This is a genomic window from Methylomonas sp. 11b (assembly GCF_000515215.1).
Classification (GTDB): domain Bacteria; phylum Pseudomonadota; class Gammaproteobacteria; order Methylococcales; family Methylomonadaceae; genus Methylomonas.
This window is the reverse complement of the sequence record NZ_KI911557.1, coordinates 4,304,238-4,323,754: the sequence shown is the minus strand read 5'-3', so window position 1 is coordinate 4,323,754 and position 19,517 is coordinate 4,304,238. Positions and strand designations below refer to the sequence as shown.

Genomic DNA, 19,517 nt, shown 5'->3' with positions numbered 1-19,517 from the left:
CTTCCGTGGGGTAGAGTCCTTATTTGCTGGTGCGTTTACGAAATGGCATAAGCAACTGATCTACCAAGGTCTCTGGCATTGAATTATTAATGCCGTAATGTTGCGGAAGTTGCTTGCGTGGGAGATAAAACGTGCCAAACAATTTATCTACCCAGGGGAATAATGCCGAGTAGTTTTTATTGATGACCTCGGGATTATCGTTAGCATGATGCCAATGATGGAATGCTGGGCTGGTAATCAAATATTCCAGGAAACCGAGGCGGATACGACAATTAGTATGGATAAAAAAGCCCCAGGTGGTGTTAAAGATCAGAATCGTAGCCACCAGATCCAAGATGTCGCTATCCGATTGATGACCCAGTCCAACAAGGAGTAGAAAAGTGGAGCTGACTGAACGGTCAAAAGCCAAATCAATTGGATGTGCCCGAGTATTCACCAGCCAATCAATCTCTGTCGGACTATGATGGATAGAATGAAATCGCCATAAATAGGGAATCTCGTGTGACCAACGGTGCGCCCAATAATAGGCAATTTCCCCCATCACTAGGGTGGCCGCCAGACGCCACCAGAACGGCAGCTCGCCAACCCAAGCGTAGAAATCGTGCGGGATTTGAGCTTGTGCGAGTTTCGCCGGGTAAAGGATCGCCACTACAAAAAAAGCGGGAATAATACCGCCCATAAAGTAGTAGAAAAGGTCATCAATAAAATTTTTACGAAAGACTTTTTGTTTTTTTACGGGCCATAAGCGCTCTAACGGGATAAATAACAACATGATGATTAGCAGCCAAGCGGCTAATCCAAAGAATCTTGGTGTACTCTCTGCAAGTAATTGTATCCATTGATTTATTAGTTCCATGGTTTACTCGATAATCACAAACAAAAACGGCGCTTGCTGAGTTGAGCAAAAGCGCCGTATTAAATCGATCAAGCTCGAATACTGCCTGAACAATGCAAATTAATTTGTTTTTCGTCTTCCAAAGCCGATCAAACCAGTAACTGCTGAACCGAACAACCAAATGGCAGCAGGAACGGGAACGGAAGATGTTTGCGTCAAAGTGACGCCATCGAGATTAAGGATCTGCGGGTTTGCGCCCGGCAGAAATGTTGCCAAAAACTTTAATGTCTCTGAGGTGTTGGTCGCGGTAAATTGCAGAGTGTCGGTAATCCAAGTGGTGTTGGTTAAGGTGCTAAATCCAGTTTGGTTTCCAAAAGACACTTTCCATTGTGCCAAGAAATTAGGGTTGGTATGTTCCTCATTCGATTCAAATGACAGGCTGTATGTTGCACCAACGGTTAGGTTATCAATGGTTTGATAAATACCACCAGCAGAAAATCTGGGTGCAAAAGCGTTTAAGTCCTGAATGCCAAAATAAGAGCCACCGTCACTACTGTGGATGCCAGGTTCAAAAGTATTCCATAACTCGCCGCCGGGAGTGATTAAAGTCCAGCCCGTTGGTTTACCAAGGGAAAAGTTCATTGATCCATTGGTTACCAAATTTGTTACCGGCGACGCCTGTGTTGTTGAACTTAAGAGCAGAACAAGTGTTGCGGAGACTGTCGTTAATTTTTTACTAATATGCTTCATGATTAAATCCCAAGTTGACTTGATAAAATGAGTTTCTAGCACCTTTTGGTAAGTAAATCAGAAGCTGTATATTCTTCTGTCCCGACCGACTTTAAGCGGGGTAAAGTTAATTAATTGAATATTGAGCAAGATAGCGTTAAGCTAAAAAGATCCAGTTAAATTAAGGCAAACTTAATACCAGTATAAAAATTGCTCATCTATTCATACGCATAATTAACAAGCTAATTTTACCTAAACTGGGCAGTGTAAAAAATACTGACATTAAAAGTGATTAGTCTTAACTTGCGCTCAGCCATATTACACAATTTGGGTCGCCAAGGAGCCGCCTTCTCTTCTGATTCATCTCCAGAAAGCGGACATTGAGCGGCCGACTCCCGAAAGCGGCCAGTCGTCACTGAGTTAAACCGACCCAAAAAGCCAGATATAAATCTCTAAGAAACGACTGGTTCAGCCCTTAAAACGACCCGTCAAATACCAAGGCATTCCGATTACTAGGCATATTACCAGGGCTCGCAATCTGGCAAATTCTATTCCCGCAAAAAGGCCTCATGGATATCACCCCTATGCCCTAAAAAAAGAACTTAAGCACTCTCATAAAGGAATTACCTAGCGAGCCCGCGACGTTTTAAACCCAGCAATCCCACCAGTCCAGTCACCATCAGCCAGATCGCACCTGGCACCGGCACGGCGGCCACTTGCCCTGGGCTGACTGCCCATGCGTACAACAGTTTGTACTTATAGTCGACATCGCCTAGTCCACCATTGGAGGTATTGAAAAGGTAAGCGAGGTCAGGAATAAAATCCGCCTCCGTAGCCAACCAGTACGCTGAGGCTTGCTCGTTGATGAAGTTGGCGGTGTTGGGAATGTTGTTGCTCGCTGTACCCCCTAATTCGTTGTAGAACAACTGGCCGAATGACGTGAAGGGATGGGAATAGCCGATCGGGGTAATGCCTGCGGCCGGCAAGGCCCACTGGTTGGAACCGGCGTAGTTGATAGAGTTGAGGTACTTGGTAAAGGCTTGGGCGCCAAACCAGGAGACCGCGCCGTTAGTGCCGAAGTCGCCTGTGTTTAGGGTGTGGCTACCGCTATTGACGGGGATGTCAAAAATATTGGGGGTATCGGTGATAGAGCCGATGGTACTGATGATGGTATTGATCAGATTGGCATTACTGGCTTCCAGGGTGCCCAGCAGATTGGCGTCGGCGGTCCAGGTGACGCCGCCGATGCTGCTATACACCAGGTTTTTACCGGCTGAGGTATAAGACGTTAATGTGGCCTCGGCATTGAGGGCTGCTAAGCTCAGTAGCAGGCCGGCGGCCAGCAGAGGTTTGTTGAATCGCATTTCCATACTCCATGTTGTTAAAACATAAAAAAATTGCCAACGGTTTGCCAGCTAGCTTTTTGCGTTAGCCTTTTGCCCTTAGCGCAACATGCAACGCAAAATATTAACGTTTGGAGTTTGGTGTTAATCAGAACTCAGTATCAAGCCTTGTAATGTTTAGACATCTTCAACCGAATTTGTGAACTGTGTCAAGTTTTACGAACTCAAGGTGAAGTACAGCTTGGAGACTGATCTTTGCCGGTGGGGTTGAAATCAGTGACTGGCAGTTGATGACGAGGTGCGGCTGCGATAATCTAAATTTGCTCGCCAAATACCGGACAGTCAGTGGAGCACAGGTTGCCATAACTGTCAAAATTGGATAGCGAGCCCGACGGTCGGGTAATGGCCGTATTTATTGAAAAATCCATATAAAACCTAAGCCAGTTATGAAAATTATGGCGTTGCTGGTCCGGATTATTGCGTAAGCTAAGCTTCAACTCGAACGCCTGGGGTAAGGATGAGGTAACGGTCAACATGACAACCTCCAATATCAGCTATGGGCTCCGTTTGGATGATATACGGAAGGGAAAATCCTTGTTCACAAATTTAGTGTTGCGACCCATGTTTCATGGTATACGTACCCTTAACAGCTTAATAACTTTTTAGGTGTCAGAAATAAAGACCTAGCAGCGGGTTGTTCGGAAAAAAATTCGGACAGAAATGCCAGTCCATCTTAGATGCATGTGGTCGACGAACCAGTCGATGTTCGCGCCTTTGCCCCCGTCCCCTACTGGGCAACAAATATAGTTACAGTAGGTATCGTTTCGTATTAACGTCCGGGCCGTCGGGTATGTTTCTACCGGTTGGGGCTAAAAGAAGGATAAATAGCAGATGAAAACCTTATTGCTCGCCGCCTCGCTGTTGCTCATCGCTTCGGTCCCCGCGCTCGCTGCTCCGCAGACCTATTCGCGCACAATCGTGACCAACAGAGACACGCAAATGCTCGTTGAGGATTTCCACGTGGTTCCCGGCGCGGCGTCGAGCGCCGCTTCTGCGCTCGACGGAAGCAGCGCCACCGCCACCGCCGATTTCGGCGTCGTCAAACTGTCCGCGAACGCACCCACCGATATCGGCTTTGCGCAGGCGATCGGCTCATTCCGCGATACGATCACGCTGTCAGGCACGGGCCCAGTGCCGATCACGATCAGCTTCCTCGCCAATGGAGTGGTGACCAATCACAACCCGGGCGTGGGCGACTGGTCCTACGATGTCGCTCTGCACCTGCAGGGCAACTTCACCGATCTCTCCCGCGAGACGCCAGTAATCTCGACGGCAACAGGCAACGTGTCGATCCCGCTCTCGATCAGCGGCAGTGCGTTCGCCGGCGTTCCACTCGATCTGTTCGGCTATTTTGCCATCTATTCGAGCGGGAATACATTCAGCGCCTTTGGGCTCGACTTCGCGCACACCGCGCTACTGACTGGAATCGACGTTCCCGACGGCGTGACGGTCACCTCGGCCACCTACGGGCTGCTGCCTACCAGCAACGGCCAATTTACCTATCAGGCTGTGAAAGACGCCCTCGTGCCTGTGCCGGTGCCGGCCTTGTTACCGGTGTTCGGGCTGGGGTTCAGCGTGGCAGCTCTAGCGCGTTGCCGTCGAATCTTTGGAGGAAAAGGCGGGTGTCTACTGTCCTAAATAGCCGGTAACGTAAGGAGCAATGACCAGCAAATCCGCCCCATCCGGCACGTAGCGCAGCTGGGACGCAAAAAGGTGCTTCGCTATTTGTTTTTTGACATGGATCTGAAGTGCCGAGCAAGGACATCCAAGAATTCATGCACTACCTGGCCAGCGCATCGAAGCGACACGCGTGGGGATTTGAATATTGTGCAGGCTCGGAACCTCTATGAGTTGCAAGCTGCCTCGGCGCCCATCATCTATATTCCATTGTCTATAGCCAACCCCGTAGCGAGTCCGAGGCACGAAGTTCGGTGAAAACTGAAAGGCCACGCACTCGTTTCCTCGGCTTTGAAAGATCGTACAAAAGCCAAAACGCCTTTCGGAACTGCCGCGCAGCAAGCGCCAGCTATGATTGCAGTTGAGTGAACGTTTGCCGACGGTCTATTGCTTATCAGCGTGTGTTGGCGGAGGTAGGCGCATAGCAAATCGACAAAGCCTTTAAATCTGTACTACATTGCAAAACCTAACCTAACTATTCAGCGTAAACACTTTCCGCTTCATCAAAACCGTTTGCTGAATAGTTACGAATAATCACAAAAAAGTAGGCCGCAATGAACGAAGAGCTGATTGTTGGTATTGACCGGCTTAACAACCCAAGTCTTAACAAGTCCACCGCCTTTACTTTAGAAGAAAGGGATAGGTACAAATTACACGGCCTGCTGCCAACAGCGGTGACGACCCAAGACATTCAGCTCACCCGGGTTTTAGCCAATATGCATCGACAGGAAAGCAATATCGCCCGCTATATCTTTCTGAATAGCTTGCAAAGCCGCAATGAGCGCTTGTTTTTTCGTCTGGTGTCGGAAAATATCAAAAAAATGCTGCCCATCATCTATACCCCGACCGTGGGGGAGGCCTGCCAGCAATTTGCCCATATTTACCAGCAACAAAAGGGTTTGACGCTAAGTGCTCAGTATCGGGGGCGCATTAAAGAGGTGTTGCAAAACTGGCCGCAACAAGATGTACGCATGATTGTTGTCACCGATGGCGAACGCATTTTGGGGCTCGGAGATCTGGGCGCTAACGGCATGGGCATCCCGATTGGCAAACTATCCTTATATACCGCTTGTGCCGGCATTCATCCCAAAAACTGCATGCCGGTGATGTTGGACGTGGGTACCAACAACGTTGGCTTACGCGAGGATCCGTTGTATTTGGGCTCGCCCCAGAAACGCCTAGAGGGTGAGGACTATTTTGCGCTGGTTGATGAATTTGTGCAGGCCGTGCAGGAGATTTTTCCGAAGGCATTGATTCAGTTTGAAGACTTTTTGACACCTAACGCCTATGCCTTGCTGGAAAAATACCGCCACGCGGTCTTGTGTTTCAATGACGATATTCAGGGTACAGCCGCTATGGCTCTGGCCGGTGTACTGGCTTCCTGTCGCATAACAGGACATGCCTTCAAAGACCTGCGCTTGATGTTTTTAGGCGCCGGATCGGCAGCTACCGGAATCGGCGACTTGATCAAACAAGCGCTGATAGCGGAAGGCCTGAGCGAATCAGAAGCCCTGCAGCGGCTATGGTACGTGGATGAACATGGCTTGATTTGTCGTGAACGAGACGATTTGATGCCGCACAACCTGCCGTATGCCCATGATCAGCCGATGCTGTCATTCATTGGCGCCATCAATCACTTTAAGCCGCATGTCTTGATAGGCGCGACGGGTATTGGCGGCACGTTTAACCACAAAGTGGTCAAGTCGTTATGTAAGCATAATGAACACCCGGTGATGTTGGCCTTGTCCAACCCAACTTCGCGTTCTGAATGTACCGCCGAACAAGCTTACGAATGGAGCGAAGGCAATGTCATTTTCGCCAGCGGCAGCCCATTTCCGCCGGTTAATATCGATGGGCGGCATTTTATCCCCGGACAAGGTAACAATGTCTATATTTTCCCGGGCGTGGGTTTAGGCGTATTAGCCAGCGATGCGAGTATCGTCACCGACGAAATGTTCTTGATTGCCGCCAAAACCCTGGCGAAACAGGTTTCAAAAGCCGATCTTCTGCACGGCACCATTTACCCTGATCTTAATAACATTCTGGATATTTCCTTAAAAATTGCCGAACAAGTGGCCGCCTATGTTTTTGAGCAAGGACTTAATCGCTCACCGCAACCAGCCGATATTAAGAAGGTTTTGCAAAATATGATGTACAACCCTACGTATTGATTGGCTGTAACCTCAATGCACGGCATCGGTGCTGGGGTTGGGGTTGTAAGCCGGAACCCCAGAAATTTTGTCACACTGAATAGACCTATTTTGCGTATTCCAGCAACCAGTTCCGATTCCACTCAGGCCATCGATTCCGGCACGAATCCACCAGTAGTGAATGTCGGCTGCTTATGGAAATAGCGAATTTACAGTTTCGACCTAAACCGGCCGTCACACTTCTCCAAACCGGCCAGTCAGCCAAACTCAGAGTCTGCGAACTGGAGGTCTACAAAGCAGCCATTTGCACTTCAACCAATCGGTCACTCCTGCCACTGACCAATCATTTTGAATTGACTGCCATTCGACTCATTGACTCCAATGATTTTCCTCCAAAACCCAGTGGACTTTTCGATTCCTTAATTGTTTTGCTGGAAATGGCGTAGATATTTCTATGGCAAAACCACGATCTAACGTGGTTCGTTTTCTTGATAAATTTCCCGATTTTTGGAGAGTTGCTTGCGCACGACGGCCGCGTAGGTTCTGCCTATCCTAACCTCGGTGCCGTCCTTCATGATGGCTAACATGGCGGCGAACGGTGCTTGTTTGATGCGAGCAATGGCGTCGCGCCGCACGATGGCGCTGCGGTGAATGCGTATAAAGTCTTCGGGGCATAGGCGTTGCTCCAGTGCAGTCAGCGTTTCGTGGTAGAGGTACTCCGCCCCGTCGACATGAATGCGCACATAGTCGCGCTCGGCCTGGATTCGAGTGATTCTGTCCTCGGTGACGCGGATGTGTTCTCCGCGGACCTTGACCCAAAATTCGTGGTTTTGCTTGGGTTGTTCGCGCAAGGCGCGCTTGAGGGCGGCGATGGTTTCTTGCAATTCGGCGATACGGTCGGTTTGGTTGCGTGCTGCAACGGCGGCTTTTGCCCTTTCCATTGCCTGCTTGAAACGGCCTGGTTCGACGGGTTTGGTGAGGTAGTCGACGGCGTTGGCTTCGAAAGCCCGCAATGCATGATGATCGAAGGCGGTGACGAAGACGACGACGGGCAGCTCCGAGCCTAATTGTTCCAGCACGTCGAAACCGCTGCCGCCGGGCATCAGAATATCCAGAAGCAGAATGTCCGGCTGCAATTCCAGCGTCTTACGGCGAGCGTCCGCCACATCGCCGGCTTGTTCGATGTGGCCGATCCAATCCAGTCTACTCAGCAGACGAACCAGCCTTCGCCGGGCGAGCGGCTCGTCGTCCGCAACCAGAACGCTGAACCCGGTCATACATGCCTCCAAGGTAGGTCCATTGCAACGCGGTAGCGACCGGGTACAACACATCCGGCTGATAAGTGCGCCTGTTCTTGAAACCGGGCCCGCAAGCGCTCTTCGACGTTACGCAATCCAACGCCAATGCCAGGACGGCAGTTTGTTTGCGCGTCTTCACGCGGCATGTCGTTTTCCACGACAATATGCAGCCGGTCGGCGATGCGGGAAGCGCTGAGAACGATTTCGACTGGACCGCTGGTGGCGCCGACGCCGTGTTTGATGGCATTTTCGATCAATGGCTGGAGGATCAGGCTGGGAACGAGGGCATCGCGCGCGTTTTCCGGCACGTCGACATTGAACGTCATGCGGTCGGAGAATCGCTCGCGTTCGATCTCCAGATATTCTTCCTGAAGGGCAATTTCGTCGACGAGCGACACGTCGTGCATGGGGTCGAGCGAAAGCGTGGTGCGCATAAAGGTTGAGAGTGACAGTACCATGCGCTCGGCGCGCGTGGCGGCGCCTTCCTCGATCAGACCGGCAATGGAGTTGAGCGTGTTGAACAGGAAATGCGGATTGATCTGGTAACGCAGTGCTTTCATTTGTGCGGAAAGTGCTTCTTCCCTAACTGCTGCCAATTGTCGCTCCCGGTCTCTGACATCAAAACTATACAAAAGTGTAAGAAACACGCTGGACCAGCCAAAGAACATGGCCCAACACATAAACAATTCCATTATGTTATCAATGAATGAAATACTCTGGCCCTCTTGGGCGTAGAGCATTTTGTAGAGCTCCTGTGTGAGAACATAATCCGTAATGGAAACAACCGCAGATATAAGGAAACACATGATTATGTTGTGAATCATGCTGTTTTTTCGCAGATACCAGACTGCAATCGACATGATGAAAAAAGATGTAAGTCCCGACACAATTTCGACCAGCGCAGAATGATCGACGGAGTCTGCCGGGACATTTTTATATGATTCCGGGTAGGGAATGAATGAAGACAGACTGAAGAATAAAGTGGCCAGGAGCAGGTAACTTACCCCCAGCCTGAATGCCTCTCTAAAAAGGGATTCACGAGGAGGTATTTCATCCTCGATCTGAAGTGCTAAAGACTGAATAGTCTTGCGTCTGGCAAGAGACTTGTCGTCCGACTCAAGCTGACGCATCAATTTCTCCCCAGCAGGCGACAAGCCGAATTTTGCAATTGCTGAAAGATTCTGAACATTTTTCCGTTGCTCTTTGCTCAACCTCTGTAATATCTGGCCCTCTTGCGGCAACATTGCCTTCGCCTCCCCTTGGAAACAAATAAGCAGAGAGCCGATAATCTTTCTTGAGGCTTTTGCATGTTGGCTTCCTCAGATCGGCCCCTGCGAACGAATTCAAGGTCAAGTCAGCCCCACCCGTTACAACGAACACAGTGTTGACCAACCTGGGGGTATGCATTGCTTATCGCGTACCTCAATGACGTCGGCTGTTCTCGACCCAGTAGATCCAGCCCGATGGCGCAAAAGCCGTATGAGGCTGCATATTGCCAGCAGTTCGTCGTCGATACGAATAAGGCCCTGTTCATGCGGTTCTCCAAGGCAGCGTAATGGCTGCCCTGTAACGGCTAGGGGATATTCGGCCTGCCAGAAAGCTGGCGGCATCCTGAAAGCGCACCCGCAGACGCTCATTCACGTTGCGCAGACCCACACCTGTGCCCGGGCGGGCACTGCTGGCTGCATCATCACGTGGCATATCGTTTTCGACAATAACATGAAGCCGGTTGTCTTCGCGATAGGCGCTGAGCGTAACCTCTACGGGGCCAACCGTCGCACCGACGCCATGCTTGATCGCGTTTTCAATCAAAGGCTGAAGAATGAGGCTGGGTACAAGGGCGGACTGCACGTCGTCTAGAACAGAGATTTTGAACGACATACGGTCGGCGAATCGCTCACGTTCGATCTCCAGATACTCTTCCTGCAGGGCGATTTCGTCGGCGAGCGATACATCGTGCATGGGATCGAGGGCAAGTGTGGTGCGCATGTAGGTGGAGAGCGAAAGCACCATACGTTCTGCTCGGGTGGCAGCGCCTTCTTCAATCAAACCGGCAATCGAGTTGAGAGTGTTGAACAGAAAATGCGGATTAATCTGATAGCGCAGCGCTTGCATTTGCGCGGCAAGCGCTTCTTTACGTGCAACTTCCAGGAGTCGTTCACGTTCCAGCACTTCGAAGTTATCGAGCACGGCGACAAATAAGCAGCTCCAGCCGAACAGTATTGAGGCGCCTTCGATCAGGGTATAGCCGGAATAAAGCGGGTCGAAGTTAACGGGGTTGGGATATTGGCAAAGGGTGTAGTTGATGAAGTCGATTGCCGTGTAGATCGGCGCAGTGACGGCCGCCATCAGGAAGCACAGCAGGGCTTTTTGCAAGAAGTTCAGTCGATGGCGCAGGCGTATCAACAGCCTCGCCATCAGGTAGGTCATGACCGCACTGATTCCAAACAGCACGGTTTTGAGCGGGGCGGATTCGATCGGATCGATGTTGATGAAATAACCCAGGATGCTGTCCGCGACGAACATACACAACCAGTAAAGTACATTGAGGCGGAACGCGGCTTGCAGGATTCCGCAGGATTCAGATGTGTCTTCGGTAGTCGTGGCCGTCGTATTCATATAGATATTATCGCCTGCTCAGGCACACAGTTGCGTGCATTTCGTCGTCGATTATTCGCTGTTCGCAGATTATTTTCGCTTCCGCCGACACCCTGCAACGCTTGAAAGAAATTCAATGGTATTTGCAAACATGGGTTTTTACACTGCGCGTGGTCCCTGCAACAAGCCGATGAGCAAGATGAATTTCGATTGGCTAAGCACGTTGCATGAGACTAGCTATGCGAGTCGATGAGTTCTGTAAAGATGGCGTTCAATCCTCCTTCGGTCGCCGGATGCCGCTATAGCGTTACCGGTTAGCTCTCTACGCTGGGCATCTCTTCCCGCTCCTATGCCCTGCGTTTCCTTAACTCGGAGTGGTGGAGAATCAAAATGGTACAAAAACTTCTGACGGCGACCCTTTTGTCGATGATTGCTGGTTGCGCAACGACGGCAAATAACACTTCCGCTCAAGGAAGCAACCAAGCCGAGAAGAAAATATCGATGGCTATTGGCCGTGAAATTGGCAACTTTAAAATCTCCAATTCACAGGCAACAGAAGCTCCTGCTGGTTATAACGGCACGCAGTACACCGTGAAAACTAATGATGGCGCCACCTTTAAATGTGAAATTTTAGAACCGTCCGGGTTTGGTAAGTTCGCGACGTGGGGCATGGCAAGCGGGGCAGACGCCATGTGCACGGATTTTACTAAAGGCTCGAGCGACATTGGAAAAACGAACAATGCAAGCTGCAATGCATTACTACGAGCTGCCGACAAATGCTAACGATATGCCCAAGCAAACTCCGCCACCGGTCGGTAGTTGTTATATGCCTCTCTGGCACTTATTCAAATGCATTTCGTCGTCGATTAAGCGCTGTCCGCAGAATTTCTTCTCCTTCGCAGTCGCATGGCGACTATTGAAAGAATTTGAATAGAAGCGGCAGACATGGGTTTTTACAATGCGGTCACGGTGTTGAGTGATGATTTTTTTAATTTTAAAGACGACTTCTATGGAGAAATACGATGAAACGTCGAGCTCTCTGCTGTGCGCTAGCAGCGTACTGTTCATTAATGATTGAAAGCGCGCAGGCGCAGTTGTTCGATCGAGGCGGCGGCCTAATTTATGACAGCGGCCTCAACGTCACCTGGCTGGCCGACGCCAATTACGCTAAAACCAGCGGATTCGACGCCGACGGCAAGATGAGCTGGCAAAACGCTACGGCCTGGGTAAGCAATCTCAGTTACGTCGACAGCGTGCGCAACACGACCTACAGCGACTGGCGCTTGCCAACCTTTACGGATCTGGGCGGGTCGGGCTGCGATTACGGCTATAGTGGCACCGACTGCGGATTTAACGTATCGACGTCAAGCTCCGAACTGGCGCATCTGTTCTACGGCGATTTCGCGAACAAAGGCGCTTTGGATTCGCGCGGCCTAAACCAATCCGGCTACGGCCTTGTCGACAACCCTTCTGACCCGAACGACGAAAGCTTGTTCAACAACCTGCAATCGTATTCATATTGGATGGGTACCTCATACACGGTTCCCGGAGCCAGTACACCGGGCACCGCCGCATGGTATCTGCAATTTTCGACCGGCATGCAGAACACTATCAGTAAAGGCACTCAATATTACGTGCTAGCGGTACGCGATGGCGACGTCGCCGCGATGCAGCCGGTGCCTTTGCCGGGCGCGGTTTGGTTGTTCGGGAGCGCAGTGCTGGGTTTATTTCTTCAGAAGCGCAAGCATTCGTCCTGATAAATGGACTGAAAGCTCGAATACAGGTTCGCACTGAGAGCGCTTGTCAGAATAAAACTTATTGCAGCAAATACTGAAAATTGATGGGAGTGAAAATAATGAAGAATAAACAGCGATTTCTAGCCTCTATGTTTGCCTTGGGATTGCCTATGTCGGCACATGCCTCAACCGTGGTGACGTTCGAGGATATTTCCCCGAACGATCTGGCGGATGGCTATGGTGGAATATCAGGATGGAGCGCTCTGGGCAGCGTCGGTATCGCTGATAAGGACTTGGGCGGGAATGGACATAAAGCACTTTATGGCCATGAGGGTATGATCAGTTTCGATCATTCGCCTGTTGTGTTTCAGGGTACGTATTACAAGGCTTATGCCGTACCTCAGGATGAGTTTCCGCTTGTCGCAATAGAGCTTTGGTATCAAGGCGCAATGGTACACAACCTCCAATATTTACATTCACCCCTTGGTCTGGAATGGCTGGCTTCGGGATATTCCGGACTCATCGATAAAATTTACTTCAGAGGAGGGCTGGAAGGCTTTTCGATCGACGACCTGAGCTATGATTCCGTCAGTTCCGTGCCGTTACCCGCGAGTTGGGCGATGTTCGCCGGTGGAGCCGCCATGCTGGGTTTCGCGCGGCGTCGCGATCGTTCCGCCATTTCAAAATCGCGAACATGAAAATTGCCGGTAATCCTGGGCTGTTGGCGCAATTTCGCTCAATCACGGCGGCAAAACCGAGTTTTCCGCGCAACGCCACGCGCGTTGCGTCGGATGCCGCCACGATTTCGTCGTTAGGCAAATCGTTGAGTGAGGGCAACAATCACCCCGTTGACCGCCAATCGATCACGCAAATCATGGCCGGAAAAAGTCTGCGCAACCTTCGATACACGGAACTCGTTTCCGTCGCCGACAAGCTACGAGATGCGGGACAACTTGCAGGTAAGGATTATCTGGATTTTATCGGGCCATCACCCGAATATTCCTCGATTGACGGCTCATTCAATCCAAACTGGGATGCCCCTATGGACTACATCGGCCGTCACGAAATGAATCTCGCGTTCTTGGCCGCAACCGGCGCGGAGCAGCGCTTTATCGACTTCGAGCGGCATCTGTTATCGCTTTACAAATCGTTTGAACCCTAATCAAAAAAGCGCCAGGTCAACCAAGTTGCTCATGCTAACTCAAATAAAAAACAACTGGCTCATACCGGTCGGCTTACTAATACTCAGCTTTATTCCTATATCAGCGGGCATTTTTCGTGTTGTCCAACTCGGTTTTGGTGCAGTCATTGCCGAGGAGAATGCGCGCTTCTTTGCCGCACCGCTACCTGTGGTACTGCATATTGTTAGCTCCAGCCTATTTTGCACCTTGGGTGTCGCACAATTTTGTTCCGATTTTCGTCGAGAGCATCTCAATCTGCATCGTCTATTCGGGCGCGTGCTGATCCCAATCGGGCTAGCGGCGTCGATTTCCGGCCTATGGATGACGCTGTATTACCCTCGTGCGACGGTAAATTTTGACGGTCCTGTGCTCTACGGTGTGCGTCTCATGGTCGGGCTGGGAATGAGCTTATTTTTAGTGTTCGGTTTAATTGCCGCCCGTAGGCAAAAATTTGCGAATCATCGAGCCTGGATGACACGTGCTTTCGCACTTGGCTTGGGCGCTGGCACCCAGGTTTTCACCCATATTCCGTTGTTTGTCTTCCCAAGCCTTTGGGGAGAAACATCTCGCGCACTTTGTATGATCGCCGGTTGGAGTATCAATATAGCTGTCGCCGAGTGGATATTGATACTCCATCGGCGTCGTTCGGCATTTTTTCAGCAACTCAGTTGATGCGGTGAAAAACATGAAAATGGTCAAAATACTATCATTAATTTTTCTTCTCGGCATGGCTTTCAATAAAAATTCCTATGCTGATGCAGACTACGATTATTGGGTGGATGCTTGGGACAGGGCATGGCTTGAACGAAATGGGGATAAGCTCTGCCCCGAGGGAAAGCAATGCAAGCTGATCGAGGTTTTCGATTCAAGCCAAATAGCGGACCAAGTCATTCAATAGGTAGCTGGCATGGACATTTACTTAAAGGAACTTGCTTTGGAGCAAAGACTCGTTGGTATTTTACTTATCATCATCGGCTTGTGCTCCGGCTGCACGTCGCAACAACTTTATGCGACCGGACAGTCCTATCAACGTAATCAATGCCTCCACCTTACTGACCCTGGCGACCACGACCGGTGTTTAGGAAATGCCGAAGCGTCCTACGATGAATACAAGCGTAAAGCCAGTGGGGTAAGGGGAAACGAGGCGATAAGCTATGAGTAGACTTGCAGTTATTTTATTGCTGGCGACGCTGGCGTCCGGTTGCGCCTCGCTACCGAACAAGGCCACGACTCAAATCGACAACCGACGCGTCGAATACGCTTTATCCGGCAACGGAGATAAGACAGTTGTGATTGAAAATGGCCTGGGCGGCACGATGGATTTGTGGGCAAAAGTGTTGCCCGAACTCAGCGGAAACGTTACCGCGTTCACTTACAATCGACCCGGATACGGTAATAGCGATCCCGTTTCCTCCCCTCGCGACGGTCAGCATATTGTCGAAGAATTGCGTCTGCTGCTGAATGCCAAACACTTGCCGCCACCATACATTCTGGTGGGGCATTCTCTGGGTGGTTTATACATGCAACTCTTTGCCAGGCTTCATCCCGACGAGGTGAGCGCATTGATTCTGGTCGATTCCACTCACCCGGAACAGTTCAAAGGCAATGGCGCCTACGAAAACTGGCCAACCTGGATACGCATAGTGTACCAGTTGGCCACCTCGGATGTCGTCAAGCAGGAATTCGATGCGATAGATGCCACCGGAAACGCGGTATTGGCAATCCCCACCTTTACCGGAAAACAGGTGCTTGTGCTCAGCGCGTTACAACCAACCAAAGAAACATCGGCATTGGCGGACGATGCCAATGCCAAACGCCGTGACATAGCCAGACTGTATCCTGGCGCCAAACAAATCTGGGTCGATAGCGGCCACGTCATTCCGCTGGAAAAGCCCAATTCAGTCGTTGAAGCAATTCGCGATGTGTTGGAGCAACACTGACGTAGCTCAAGACGGGGTGCGGCACATGGAGAAAGCCTGTACGTAACAGATACGAACTTATCTCAGCCATTGCTGATGGACGCCAAAAACGATGGATAACTTCTGATGGGCAACCCCGTTGAACCCAGTGACTTACTTGTCATATTGAAGCACTGGCAGCTAATTCACGAATAGACCGTTTAGAGCAACATGAAGAATGAACACAACCCTTTAGGCGCTTTGCTCGGCTTGGCTGCATCGTTTTATTGGCTTGGCGGAGTTATTTATTTGCCGACGCTGTTGGCAAATTATGACCCTGTTAGCCAGACCATTAGCGAGTTGAGCATAATTTCGACACCGCTCGCAAACCGAATCAATTTTGGCTGGTCGTTACCGTTGGGCTTGTTGCAATGCTGGGCCGTATTCACAGAGTGCCGGCAACGACATATTACGGTAGAGGTTCGTAAAGGGTTGGCAGCGTTCGGTAGCGTCGGAATCGCTTACGTGGCTTGCAGTTTTTTTCCGTGTGATCCGGGAGCGCCGCTATGGGGTTCATGGCGTCAAATGGTTCACAATGCGTTTGGCGGGCTTGAATACGCCGGTGGCGGTTTGGGATTATTACTATTTGGGATAGCCAGACGCGATAACTACCGATTGGCCATGGCAATTCAGCTGTCCGGACTATTGGTGTGGACGGGCTTACTGTTAATGACCGTTCAAGAGCTGTTTGGTGTACGCGGAGCGGTGCAACGCTTCAGCGAAGCACTACTATTTGGCTGGCTGGCCTGGGGAAGCATCAAACGACTCACCAGCGGATGACAGCTTGCTTGCGTCGTAGCCAAAAATGAGTGGAACGCTTCGAATATCTCGGATGGATCGTAGTGACGCGGTGATAATGTCAACTTGCTCGCCGAATACCGGACATTCAACAGGGTCACAGGTTGCCTTAACTATTGATTTTGGATAGTGACCCCGACGGTCGGCTTTTGGCCGAAGTGAGACCCAGACAAAGCAGTAAGTCATTGGTCGCTTAAACAACCAATGACTACCGAATGATAATTATCGGGGTTAGAGACCGAGAACCCGATTCATTGTGTCGTTCAGAATTTGACTTTTGTGCTCGGTACAAAGATGAGCATAGCGATCAGTACTAATCAAGCTTTTATGTCCCAATATCTCGGCAATTTCTTTCAGTGTTCGCCCATCTCTCGCCAGCGTTGAGGCCGTATCGTGGCGTAAATCATGCCAACGAAAGCTTTGGATATTGGCGGCCTTCAAGCAATTGGCCCACTGTTTTTTGTAATCGAATGGCTTATTGGGATCAGTGGTCGAGGGAAACAAAAGCCCACTCCCGATTTCACGGTGCTTTCGCATTTCTTCCAAGGTCACATCGGGGATTGGCGTGTGCCGAGGCTGTCCGTTTTTGGTGTCCGCCAGCAGTGCCAAACCTTTGTCGAAGTCAATGTCGCACCAGCGTAATTTATCCAACTCGCCTTTACGCATACCAGTGGTCAGCGCCATAAGCACTTTCAAATAAAATTTTCCACCAATGGTTTGTGCGGCCCGGATTAAGCGTGGCTTTTCCTCGTCCGACAGGTAGCGGACAACTTTATTATCCAAAGTTTGGGATCGGACTTTTTTACAGGGGTTTTCGTCGATGTATTGGTCGGAAACGGTATCGTCCTCTTGCTGCCGGGTGGCAAAATCCATAATGGAGGATAGAACGGCCAGATAACGGTTATAGGTGGCTGCCGCTTGCGAACGTTTAGGTTTGAGTTTAAATCGGATTTCGTCGGGCGTAATGTCTGGCAAAAGGGTTTTGCCGAATTGATCAACCCACCATTTTACCAATCGGGCGCGGTCATGATCTTTTCCTGTCCACCAAGCCATGTATTCATCCGCGAGACGGTCAAAAGGGATAGTGCATGGACGTATGCCTTTAGCGTCGTATTCTTGGTGCTCAAGAACAGAACGAGTACCCCATGTCCGGGCGTCTTGCTTACGTCTGAAAGTTTTGGTTTTGATGCCCTTACCAGATTTGGTAAGAATGGTGCGATAACGGGTTTCGCCGTTTTTGAGATCAATCTTGATGATATGAAAATTTAGCATCTGTGTTTCCTCAATTTGAGGTTAAAAACACGACTACCTATAAAATCACTGTAGTCGATGGTTTTTAGTACACAGTTACTAAGGCCATACTTCCTTGCAAGCCTTTGAATTTAAAACTTATTCAGTGGTGGGTCGTGTGCGATTCGAACGCACGACCATCGCATTAAAAGTGCATCACCAACGAATTGAAACAACGTGAAACTTCAGTGTATTCCTTATATGCACGCAGTTTCAAGTAGTTTCATTTTGAGTTGATTTAGCCTCAAGTTGTTTGACTAGTGCGCCTAAATTTACGCCTTGTTCTAATGAATTATTATCGATGCTTTTGGCTTATAGCGCATGCTTAGCACCATTAAACCTATCCACGCGCTAAACAACCACGCAGCGCCAGACAGTGGCACGGAAGTAAGATTGCCCGGGCTCACTACCCAAGCATATAACGGGAAGTCCTTAGTGGCGAAACTGCCTTGGTAGCCAGTGCTGGTAGCGAAGTACCATGCGTTGCTGGGATAAGGTGCATTCTCTGTAGCTAACCAGTAGAAGTAGGTTTGCTCATTAGTGAAGTTGGCGGTATTTGGAATAGGATTAAGAGCAGTGCCGCCTAGCTCGTTATAGAACAGTTCCGCAAATTGGCTACCGGGTGGGTTCATTCCAGATTGTGGGGTACTACCAGCGCTGGGCAACGCCCATCGATTGGAACCCGCATAGTTGATGGCATTTAAATAGCTCGCGAACGCTTTGGCACCAAACCAGCTGACTGCTCCAAGTCTATTGCTATCAAAATCTAAACTTGAGACGGTGTGCTTGCCACTATTGGCAGGTGTATCAAAGATATTCGGCATATCAATGATGACCGGACTAACGGCGATGATAGAATTCACCACTACCTCATACCCCAATTTGTTTTGAAGAGTACCCAGCAAATTGGCATCTCCAGTCCAAGTGATGTTGCCTAAACTACTATAAACGACACTTTTGCCGTCGGCATAACCAACAGTTAATGAGGCCTCTGTAGTTATAGAAGTGAGGCTAAGCAGCAGGCCGGCCATTAGGGTTCTATTTTTGCTCATACTTACCTCTCAATAGTGGATAACGAGTTGATTTTTCAGAAAACTTGAACGGGCTACCATCAAAAAGGGTTTATTCGCTACGAACCATTACATCTAAAGCTTCGAGTAGCGACTGGCTATCTACAGCCATAACACATTGCCAAATATGCACATATTGACCCAGGCAAAGGTATAAAACTCACTGGGGCTTTCTGCCCATTCGGAAAGCTCCCATTGCTAGTAAGCCAGATGCGAACATTAGAATACCAGATGGGATAGGCACTGCAGTTCCATACAATGTGTAAGCACCACCATCATAGCCGAGGGCATATACGGGTGAATTATCGTGACGGGTTAAGAATTGATTTACAGACGTGTAGTGCTGGTTAAATCCAAAAACGGCCTCAACAAAAGATGCCTTTGGAGGCCATTCTGAAAGCTGTATTACATTGTTAAATAGCCCCATATGGTTAGAAAACGATAGGCCGGGCGAAACCATATACGGTTTTGATTTGATAATGGGATTATCATCTTTGATAGCATCAATACCAAAGTCAATTATTTTAATGTCGTTACCGATGAAACTAGTCACAACATCAATAGACCCGTCGGGCAAAAGTGAAAACGAAACATTGCCAACCGATGGAATGCTAACTATTGATCCAGTTGCAACAGAATATTTGGCATCTAATGCGTAAGTGATTGAGTCAGCACTCGCGTTTGATTGAAAAAGAGAATAAGCAAAAAACATAGTTAAAAGGGCTAAGAATGCTAACTTTTTCATTTAAAGACCTAAAAAATAAAGGAAATTATTAAAAACAATTCATCTTATT

Annotated in this window: 19 protein-coding genes; 10 read left to right on the top strand and 9 right to left on the bottom strand. The window is 49.6% G+C overall.

What is annotated here, in order from left to right:
• Positions 1 to 19: 19 nt before the first annotated feature.
• From METH11B_RS0120915 to METH11B_RS0120905, 3 genes are all read right to left on the bottom strand, one after another.
• The gene (locus METH11B_RS0120915; RefSeq protein ID WP_155931167.1) at positions 20 to 856 is read right to left on the bottom strand and encodes a sterol desaturase family protein; all 837 of its coding nucleotides are present in this window, start codon (positions 854 to 856) and stop codon (positions 20 to 22) included.
• A 99-nt stretch (positions 857 to 955) separates the two neighbouring features.
• Positions 956 to 1,585, bottom strand: a complete 630-nt coding sequence (locus tag METH11B_RS0120910) for a hypothetical protein (RefSeq protein WP_155931166.1) — start codon at positions 1,583 to 1,585, stop codon at positions 956 to 958.
• 602 nt (positions 1,586 to 2,187) lie between these two features.
• The gene (locus tag METH11B_RS0120905) at positions 2,188 to 2,928 is read right to left on the bottom strand and encodes a VPLPA-CTERM sorting domain-containing protein (protein WP_026603697.1); all 741 of its coding nucleotides are present in this window, start codon (positions 2,926 to 2,928) and stop codon (positions 2,188 to 2,190) included.
• An 870-nt stretch (positions 2,929 to 3,798) separates the two neighbouring features.
• Between METH11B_RS0120905 and METH11B_RS0120895 the strand changes: the two genes are divergently transcribed.
• Positions 3,799 to 4,605: a hypothetical protein gene (locus METH11B_RS0120895; protein ID WP_026603695.1), complete on the top strand. Its 807-nt coding sequence runs from the start codon at positions 3,799 to 3,801 to the stop codon at positions 4,603 to 4,605.
• A gap of 593 nt (positions 4,606 to 5,198) precedes the next feature.
• Entirely contained in the window at positions 5,199 to 6,815 is a 1,617-nt protein-coding gene (locus tag METH11B_RS0120890; RefSeq protein WP_026603694.1) for an NAD-dependent malic enzyme, read from the top strand.
• 449 nt (positions 6,816 to 7,264) lie between these two features.
• Here the strand turns inward: METH11B_RS0120890 and METH11B_RS0120885 are convergent, their stop codons facing one another.
• The 3 genes from METH11B_RS0120885 to METH11B_RS0120875 all read right to left on the bottom strand — a co-directional run bounded on the left by METH11B_RS0120885 (position 7,265) and on the right by METH11B_RS0120875 (position 10,711).
• Positions 7,265 to 8,071, bottom strand: a complete 807-nt coding sequence (locus tag METH11B_RS0120885; RefSeq protein ID WP_026603693.1) for a LytR/AlgR family response regulator transcription factor — start codon at positions 8,069 to 8,071, stop codon at positions 7,265 to 7,267.
• Positions 8,068 to 9,336: a sensor histidine kinase gene (locus METH11B_RS27155; protein ID WP_026603692.1), complete on the bottom strand. Its 1,269-nt coding sequence runs from the start codon at positions 9,334 to 9,336 to the stop codon at positions 8,068 to 8,070. The genes METH11B_RS0120885 and METH11B_RS27155 overlap by 4 nt, the downstream gene beginning before the upstream one ends.
• A gap of 286 nt (positions 9,337 to 9,622) precedes the next feature.
• The gene (locus METH11B_RS0120875; RefSeq protein WP_026603691.1) at positions 9,623 to 10,711 is read right to left on the bottom strand and encodes a sensor histidine kinase; all 1,089 of its coding nucleotides are present in this window, start codon (positions 10,709 to 10,711) and stop codon (positions 9,623 to 9,625) included.
• A gap of 369 nt (positions 10,712 to 11,080) precedes the next feature.
• On the opposite strand from METH11B_RS0120875, the gene METH11B_RS0120870 reads away from it, so the two are divergent.
• The 8 genes from METH11B_RS0120870 (at position 11,081) to METH11B_RS0120830 (ending at position 16,345) form a co-directional block, all read left to right on the top strand.
• Positions 11,081 to 11,473 carry a hypothetical protein gene (locus tag METH11B_RS0120870; protein WP_026603690.1) on the top strand — a complete coding sequence of 131 codons (393 nt, stop codon included), beginning with the start codon at positions 11,081 to 11,083 and terminating at the stop codon, positions 11,471 to 11,473.
• Positions 11,474 to 11,712: 239 nt separating this feature from the next.
• A complete protein-coding gene (locus tag METH11B_RS0120865; protein WP_081733855.1) occupies positions 11,713 to 12,447 on the top strand; it encodes an Lcl domain-containing protein in 735 nt (244 codons plus the stop codon).
• Between the two features lie 98 nt (positions 12,448 to 12,545).
• Complete coding sequence (locus METH11B_RS0120860; RefSeq protein ID WP_155931165.1) at positions 12,546 to 13,124, top strand: PEP-CTERM sorting domain-containing protein; 579 nt, start codon at positions 12,546 to 12,548, stop codon at positions 13,122 to 13,124.
• Positions 13,121 to 13,588 (top strand): hypothetical protein, encoded by a 468-nt coding sequence (locus tag METH11B_RS0120855; RefSeq protein WP_026603687.1) that lies wholly within the window; start codon positions 13,121 to 13,123, stop codon positions 13,586 to 13,588. Before METH11B_RS0120860 ends, METH11B_RS0120855 begins: the two co-directional genes overlap by 4 nt.
• Before the next feature lie 31 nt (positions 13,589 to 13,619).
• Positions 13,620 to 14,279 carry a DUF2306 domain-containing protein gene (locus METH11B_RS0120850; RefSeq protein WP_026603686.1) on the top strand — a complete coding sequence of 220 codons (660 nt, stop codon included), beginning with the start codon at positions 13,620 to 13,622 and terminating at the stop codon, positions 14,277 to 14,279.
• Between the two features lie 13 nt (positions 14,280 to 14,292).
• Positions 14,293 to 14,505 (top strand): hypothetical protein, encoded by a 213-nt coding sequence (locus METH11B_RS0120845; protein WP_026603685.1) that lies wholly within the window; start codon positions 14,293 to 14,295, stop codon positions 14,503 to 14,505.
• A gap of 256 nt (positions 14,506 to 14,761) precedes the next feature.
• Positions 14,762 to 15,547, top strand: coding sequence for an alpha/beta fold hydrolase (locus METH11B_RS0120835; RefSeq protein ID WP_026603683.1), 786 nt, complete (start codon positions 14,762 to 14,764; stop codon positions 15,545 to 15,547).
• Between the two features lie 189 nt (positions 15,548 to 15,736).
• Positions 15,737 to 16,345 carry a DUF998 domain-containing protein gene (locus METH11B_RS0120830; RefSeq protein WP_026603682.1) on the top strand — a complete coding sequence of 203 codons (609 nt, stop codon included), beginning with the start codon at positions 15,737 to 15,739 and terminating at the stop codon, positions 16,343 to 16,345.
• A gap of 249 nt (positions 16,346 to 16,594) precedes the next feature.
• Here the strand turns inward: METH11B_RS0120830 and METH11B_RS0120825 are convergent, their stop codons facing one another.
• The 3 genes from METH11B_RS0120825 to METH11B_RS0120815 all read right to left on the bottom strand — a co-directional run bounded on the left by METH11B_RS0120825 (position 16,595) and on the right by METH11B_RS0120815 (position 19,468).
• Positions 16,595 to 17,635, bottom strand: a complete 1,041-nt coding sequence (locus METH11B_RS0120825) for a tyrosine-type recombinase/integrase (RefSeq protein WP_026603681.1) — start codon at positions 17,633 to 17,635, stop codon at positions 16,595 to 16,597.
• 302 nt (positions 17,636 to 17,937) lie between these two features.
• Positions 17,938 to 18,705, bottom strand: a complete 768-nt coding sequence (locus tag METH11B_RS0120820; RefSeq protein WP_026603680.1) for a DUF1566 domain-containing protein — start codon at positions 18,703 to 18,705, stop codon at positions 17,938 to 17,940.
• A gap of 178 nt (positions 18,706 to 18,883) precedes the next feature.
• Positions 18,884 to 19,468: a hypothetical protein gene (locus METH11B_RS0120815; protein WP_155931164.1), complete on the bottom strand. Its 585-nt coding sequence runs from the start codon at positions 19,466 to 19,468 to the stop codon at positions 18,884 to 18,886.
• Positions 19,469 to 19,517: the final 49 nt, after the last annotated feature.

Bases quoted from the DNA above. Each gene is read 5' to 3' on its own strand.
- METH11B_RS0120915 (WP_155931167.1), bottom strand. From the start codon at position 856: ATGGAACTAATAAATCAATGGATACAATTACTTGCAGAGAGTACACCA.
- METH11B_RS0120910 (WP_155931166.1), bottom strand. From the start codon at position 1,585: ATGAAGCATATTAGTAAAAAATTAACGACAGTCTCCGCAACACTTGTT.
- METH11B_RS0120905 (WP_026603697.1), bottom strand. From the start codon at position 2,928: ATGCGATTCAACAAACCTCTGCTGGCCGCCGGCCTGCTACTGAGCTTA.
- METH11B_RS0120895 (WP_026603695.1), top strand. From the start codon at position 3,799: ATGAAAACCTTATTGCTCGCCGCCTCGCTGTTGCTCATCGCTTCGGTC.
- METH11B_RS0120890 (WP_026603694.1), top strand. From the start codon at position 5,199: ATGAACGAAGAGCTGATTGTTGGTATTGACCGGCTTAACAACCCAAGT.
- METH11B_RS0120885 (WP_026603693.1), bottom strand. From the start codon at position 8,071: ATGACCGGGTTCAGCGTTCTGGTTGCGGACGACGAGCCGCTCGCCCGG.
- METH11B_RS27155 (WP_026603692.1), bottom strand. From the start codon at position 9,336: ATGTTGCCGCAAGAGGGCCAGATATTACAGAGGTTGAGCAAAGAGCAA.
- METH11B_RS0120875 (WP_026603691.1), bottom strand. From the start codon at position 10,711: ATGAATACGACGGCCACGACTACCGAAGACACATCTGAATCCTGCGGA.
- METH11B_RS0120870 (WP_026603690.1), top strand. From the start codon at position 11,081: ATGGTACAAAAACTTCTGACGGCGACCCTTTTGTCGATGATTGCTGGT.
- METH11B_RS0120865 (WP_081733855.1), top strand. From the start codon at position 11,713: ATGAAACGTCGAGCTCTCTGCTGTGCGCTAGCAGCGTACTGTTCATTA.
- METH11B_RS0120860 (WP_155931165.1), top strand. From the start codon at position 12,546: ATGAAGAATAAACAGCGATTTCTAGCCTCTATGTTTGCCTTGGGATTG.
- METH11B_RS0120855 (WP_026603687.1), top strand. From the start codon at position 13,121: ATGAAAATTGCCGGTAATCCTGGGCTGTTGGCGCAATTTCGCTCAATC.
- METH11B_RS0120850 (WP_026603686.1), top strand. From the start codon at position 13,620: ATGCTAACTCAAATAAAAAACAACTGGCTCATACCGGTCGGCTTACTA.
- METH11B_RS0120845 (WP_026603685.1), top strand. From the start codon at position 14,293: ATGAAAATGGTCAAAATACTATCATTAATTTTTCTTCTCGGCATGGCT.
- METH11B_RS0120835 (WP_026603683.1), top strand. From the start codon at position 14,762: ATGAGTAGACTTGCAGTTATTTTATTGCTGGCGACGCTGGCGTCCGGT.
- METH11B_RS0120830 (WP_026603682.1), top strand. From the start codon at position 15,737: ATGAAGAATGAACACAACCCTTTAGGCGCTTTGCTCGGCTTGGCTGCA.
- METH11B_RS0120825 (WP_026603681.1), bottom strand. From the start codon at position 17,635: ATGCTAAATTTTCATATCATCAAGATTGATCTCAAAAACGGCGAAACC.
- METH11B_RS0120820 (WP_026603680.1), bottom strand. From the start codon at position 18,705: ATGAGCAAAAATAGAACCCTAATGGCCGGCCTGCTGCTTAGCCTCACT.
- METH11B_RS0120815 (WP_155931164.1), bottom strand. From the start codon at position 19,468: ATGAAAAAGTTAGCATTCTTAGCCCTTTTAACTATGTTTTTTGCTTAT.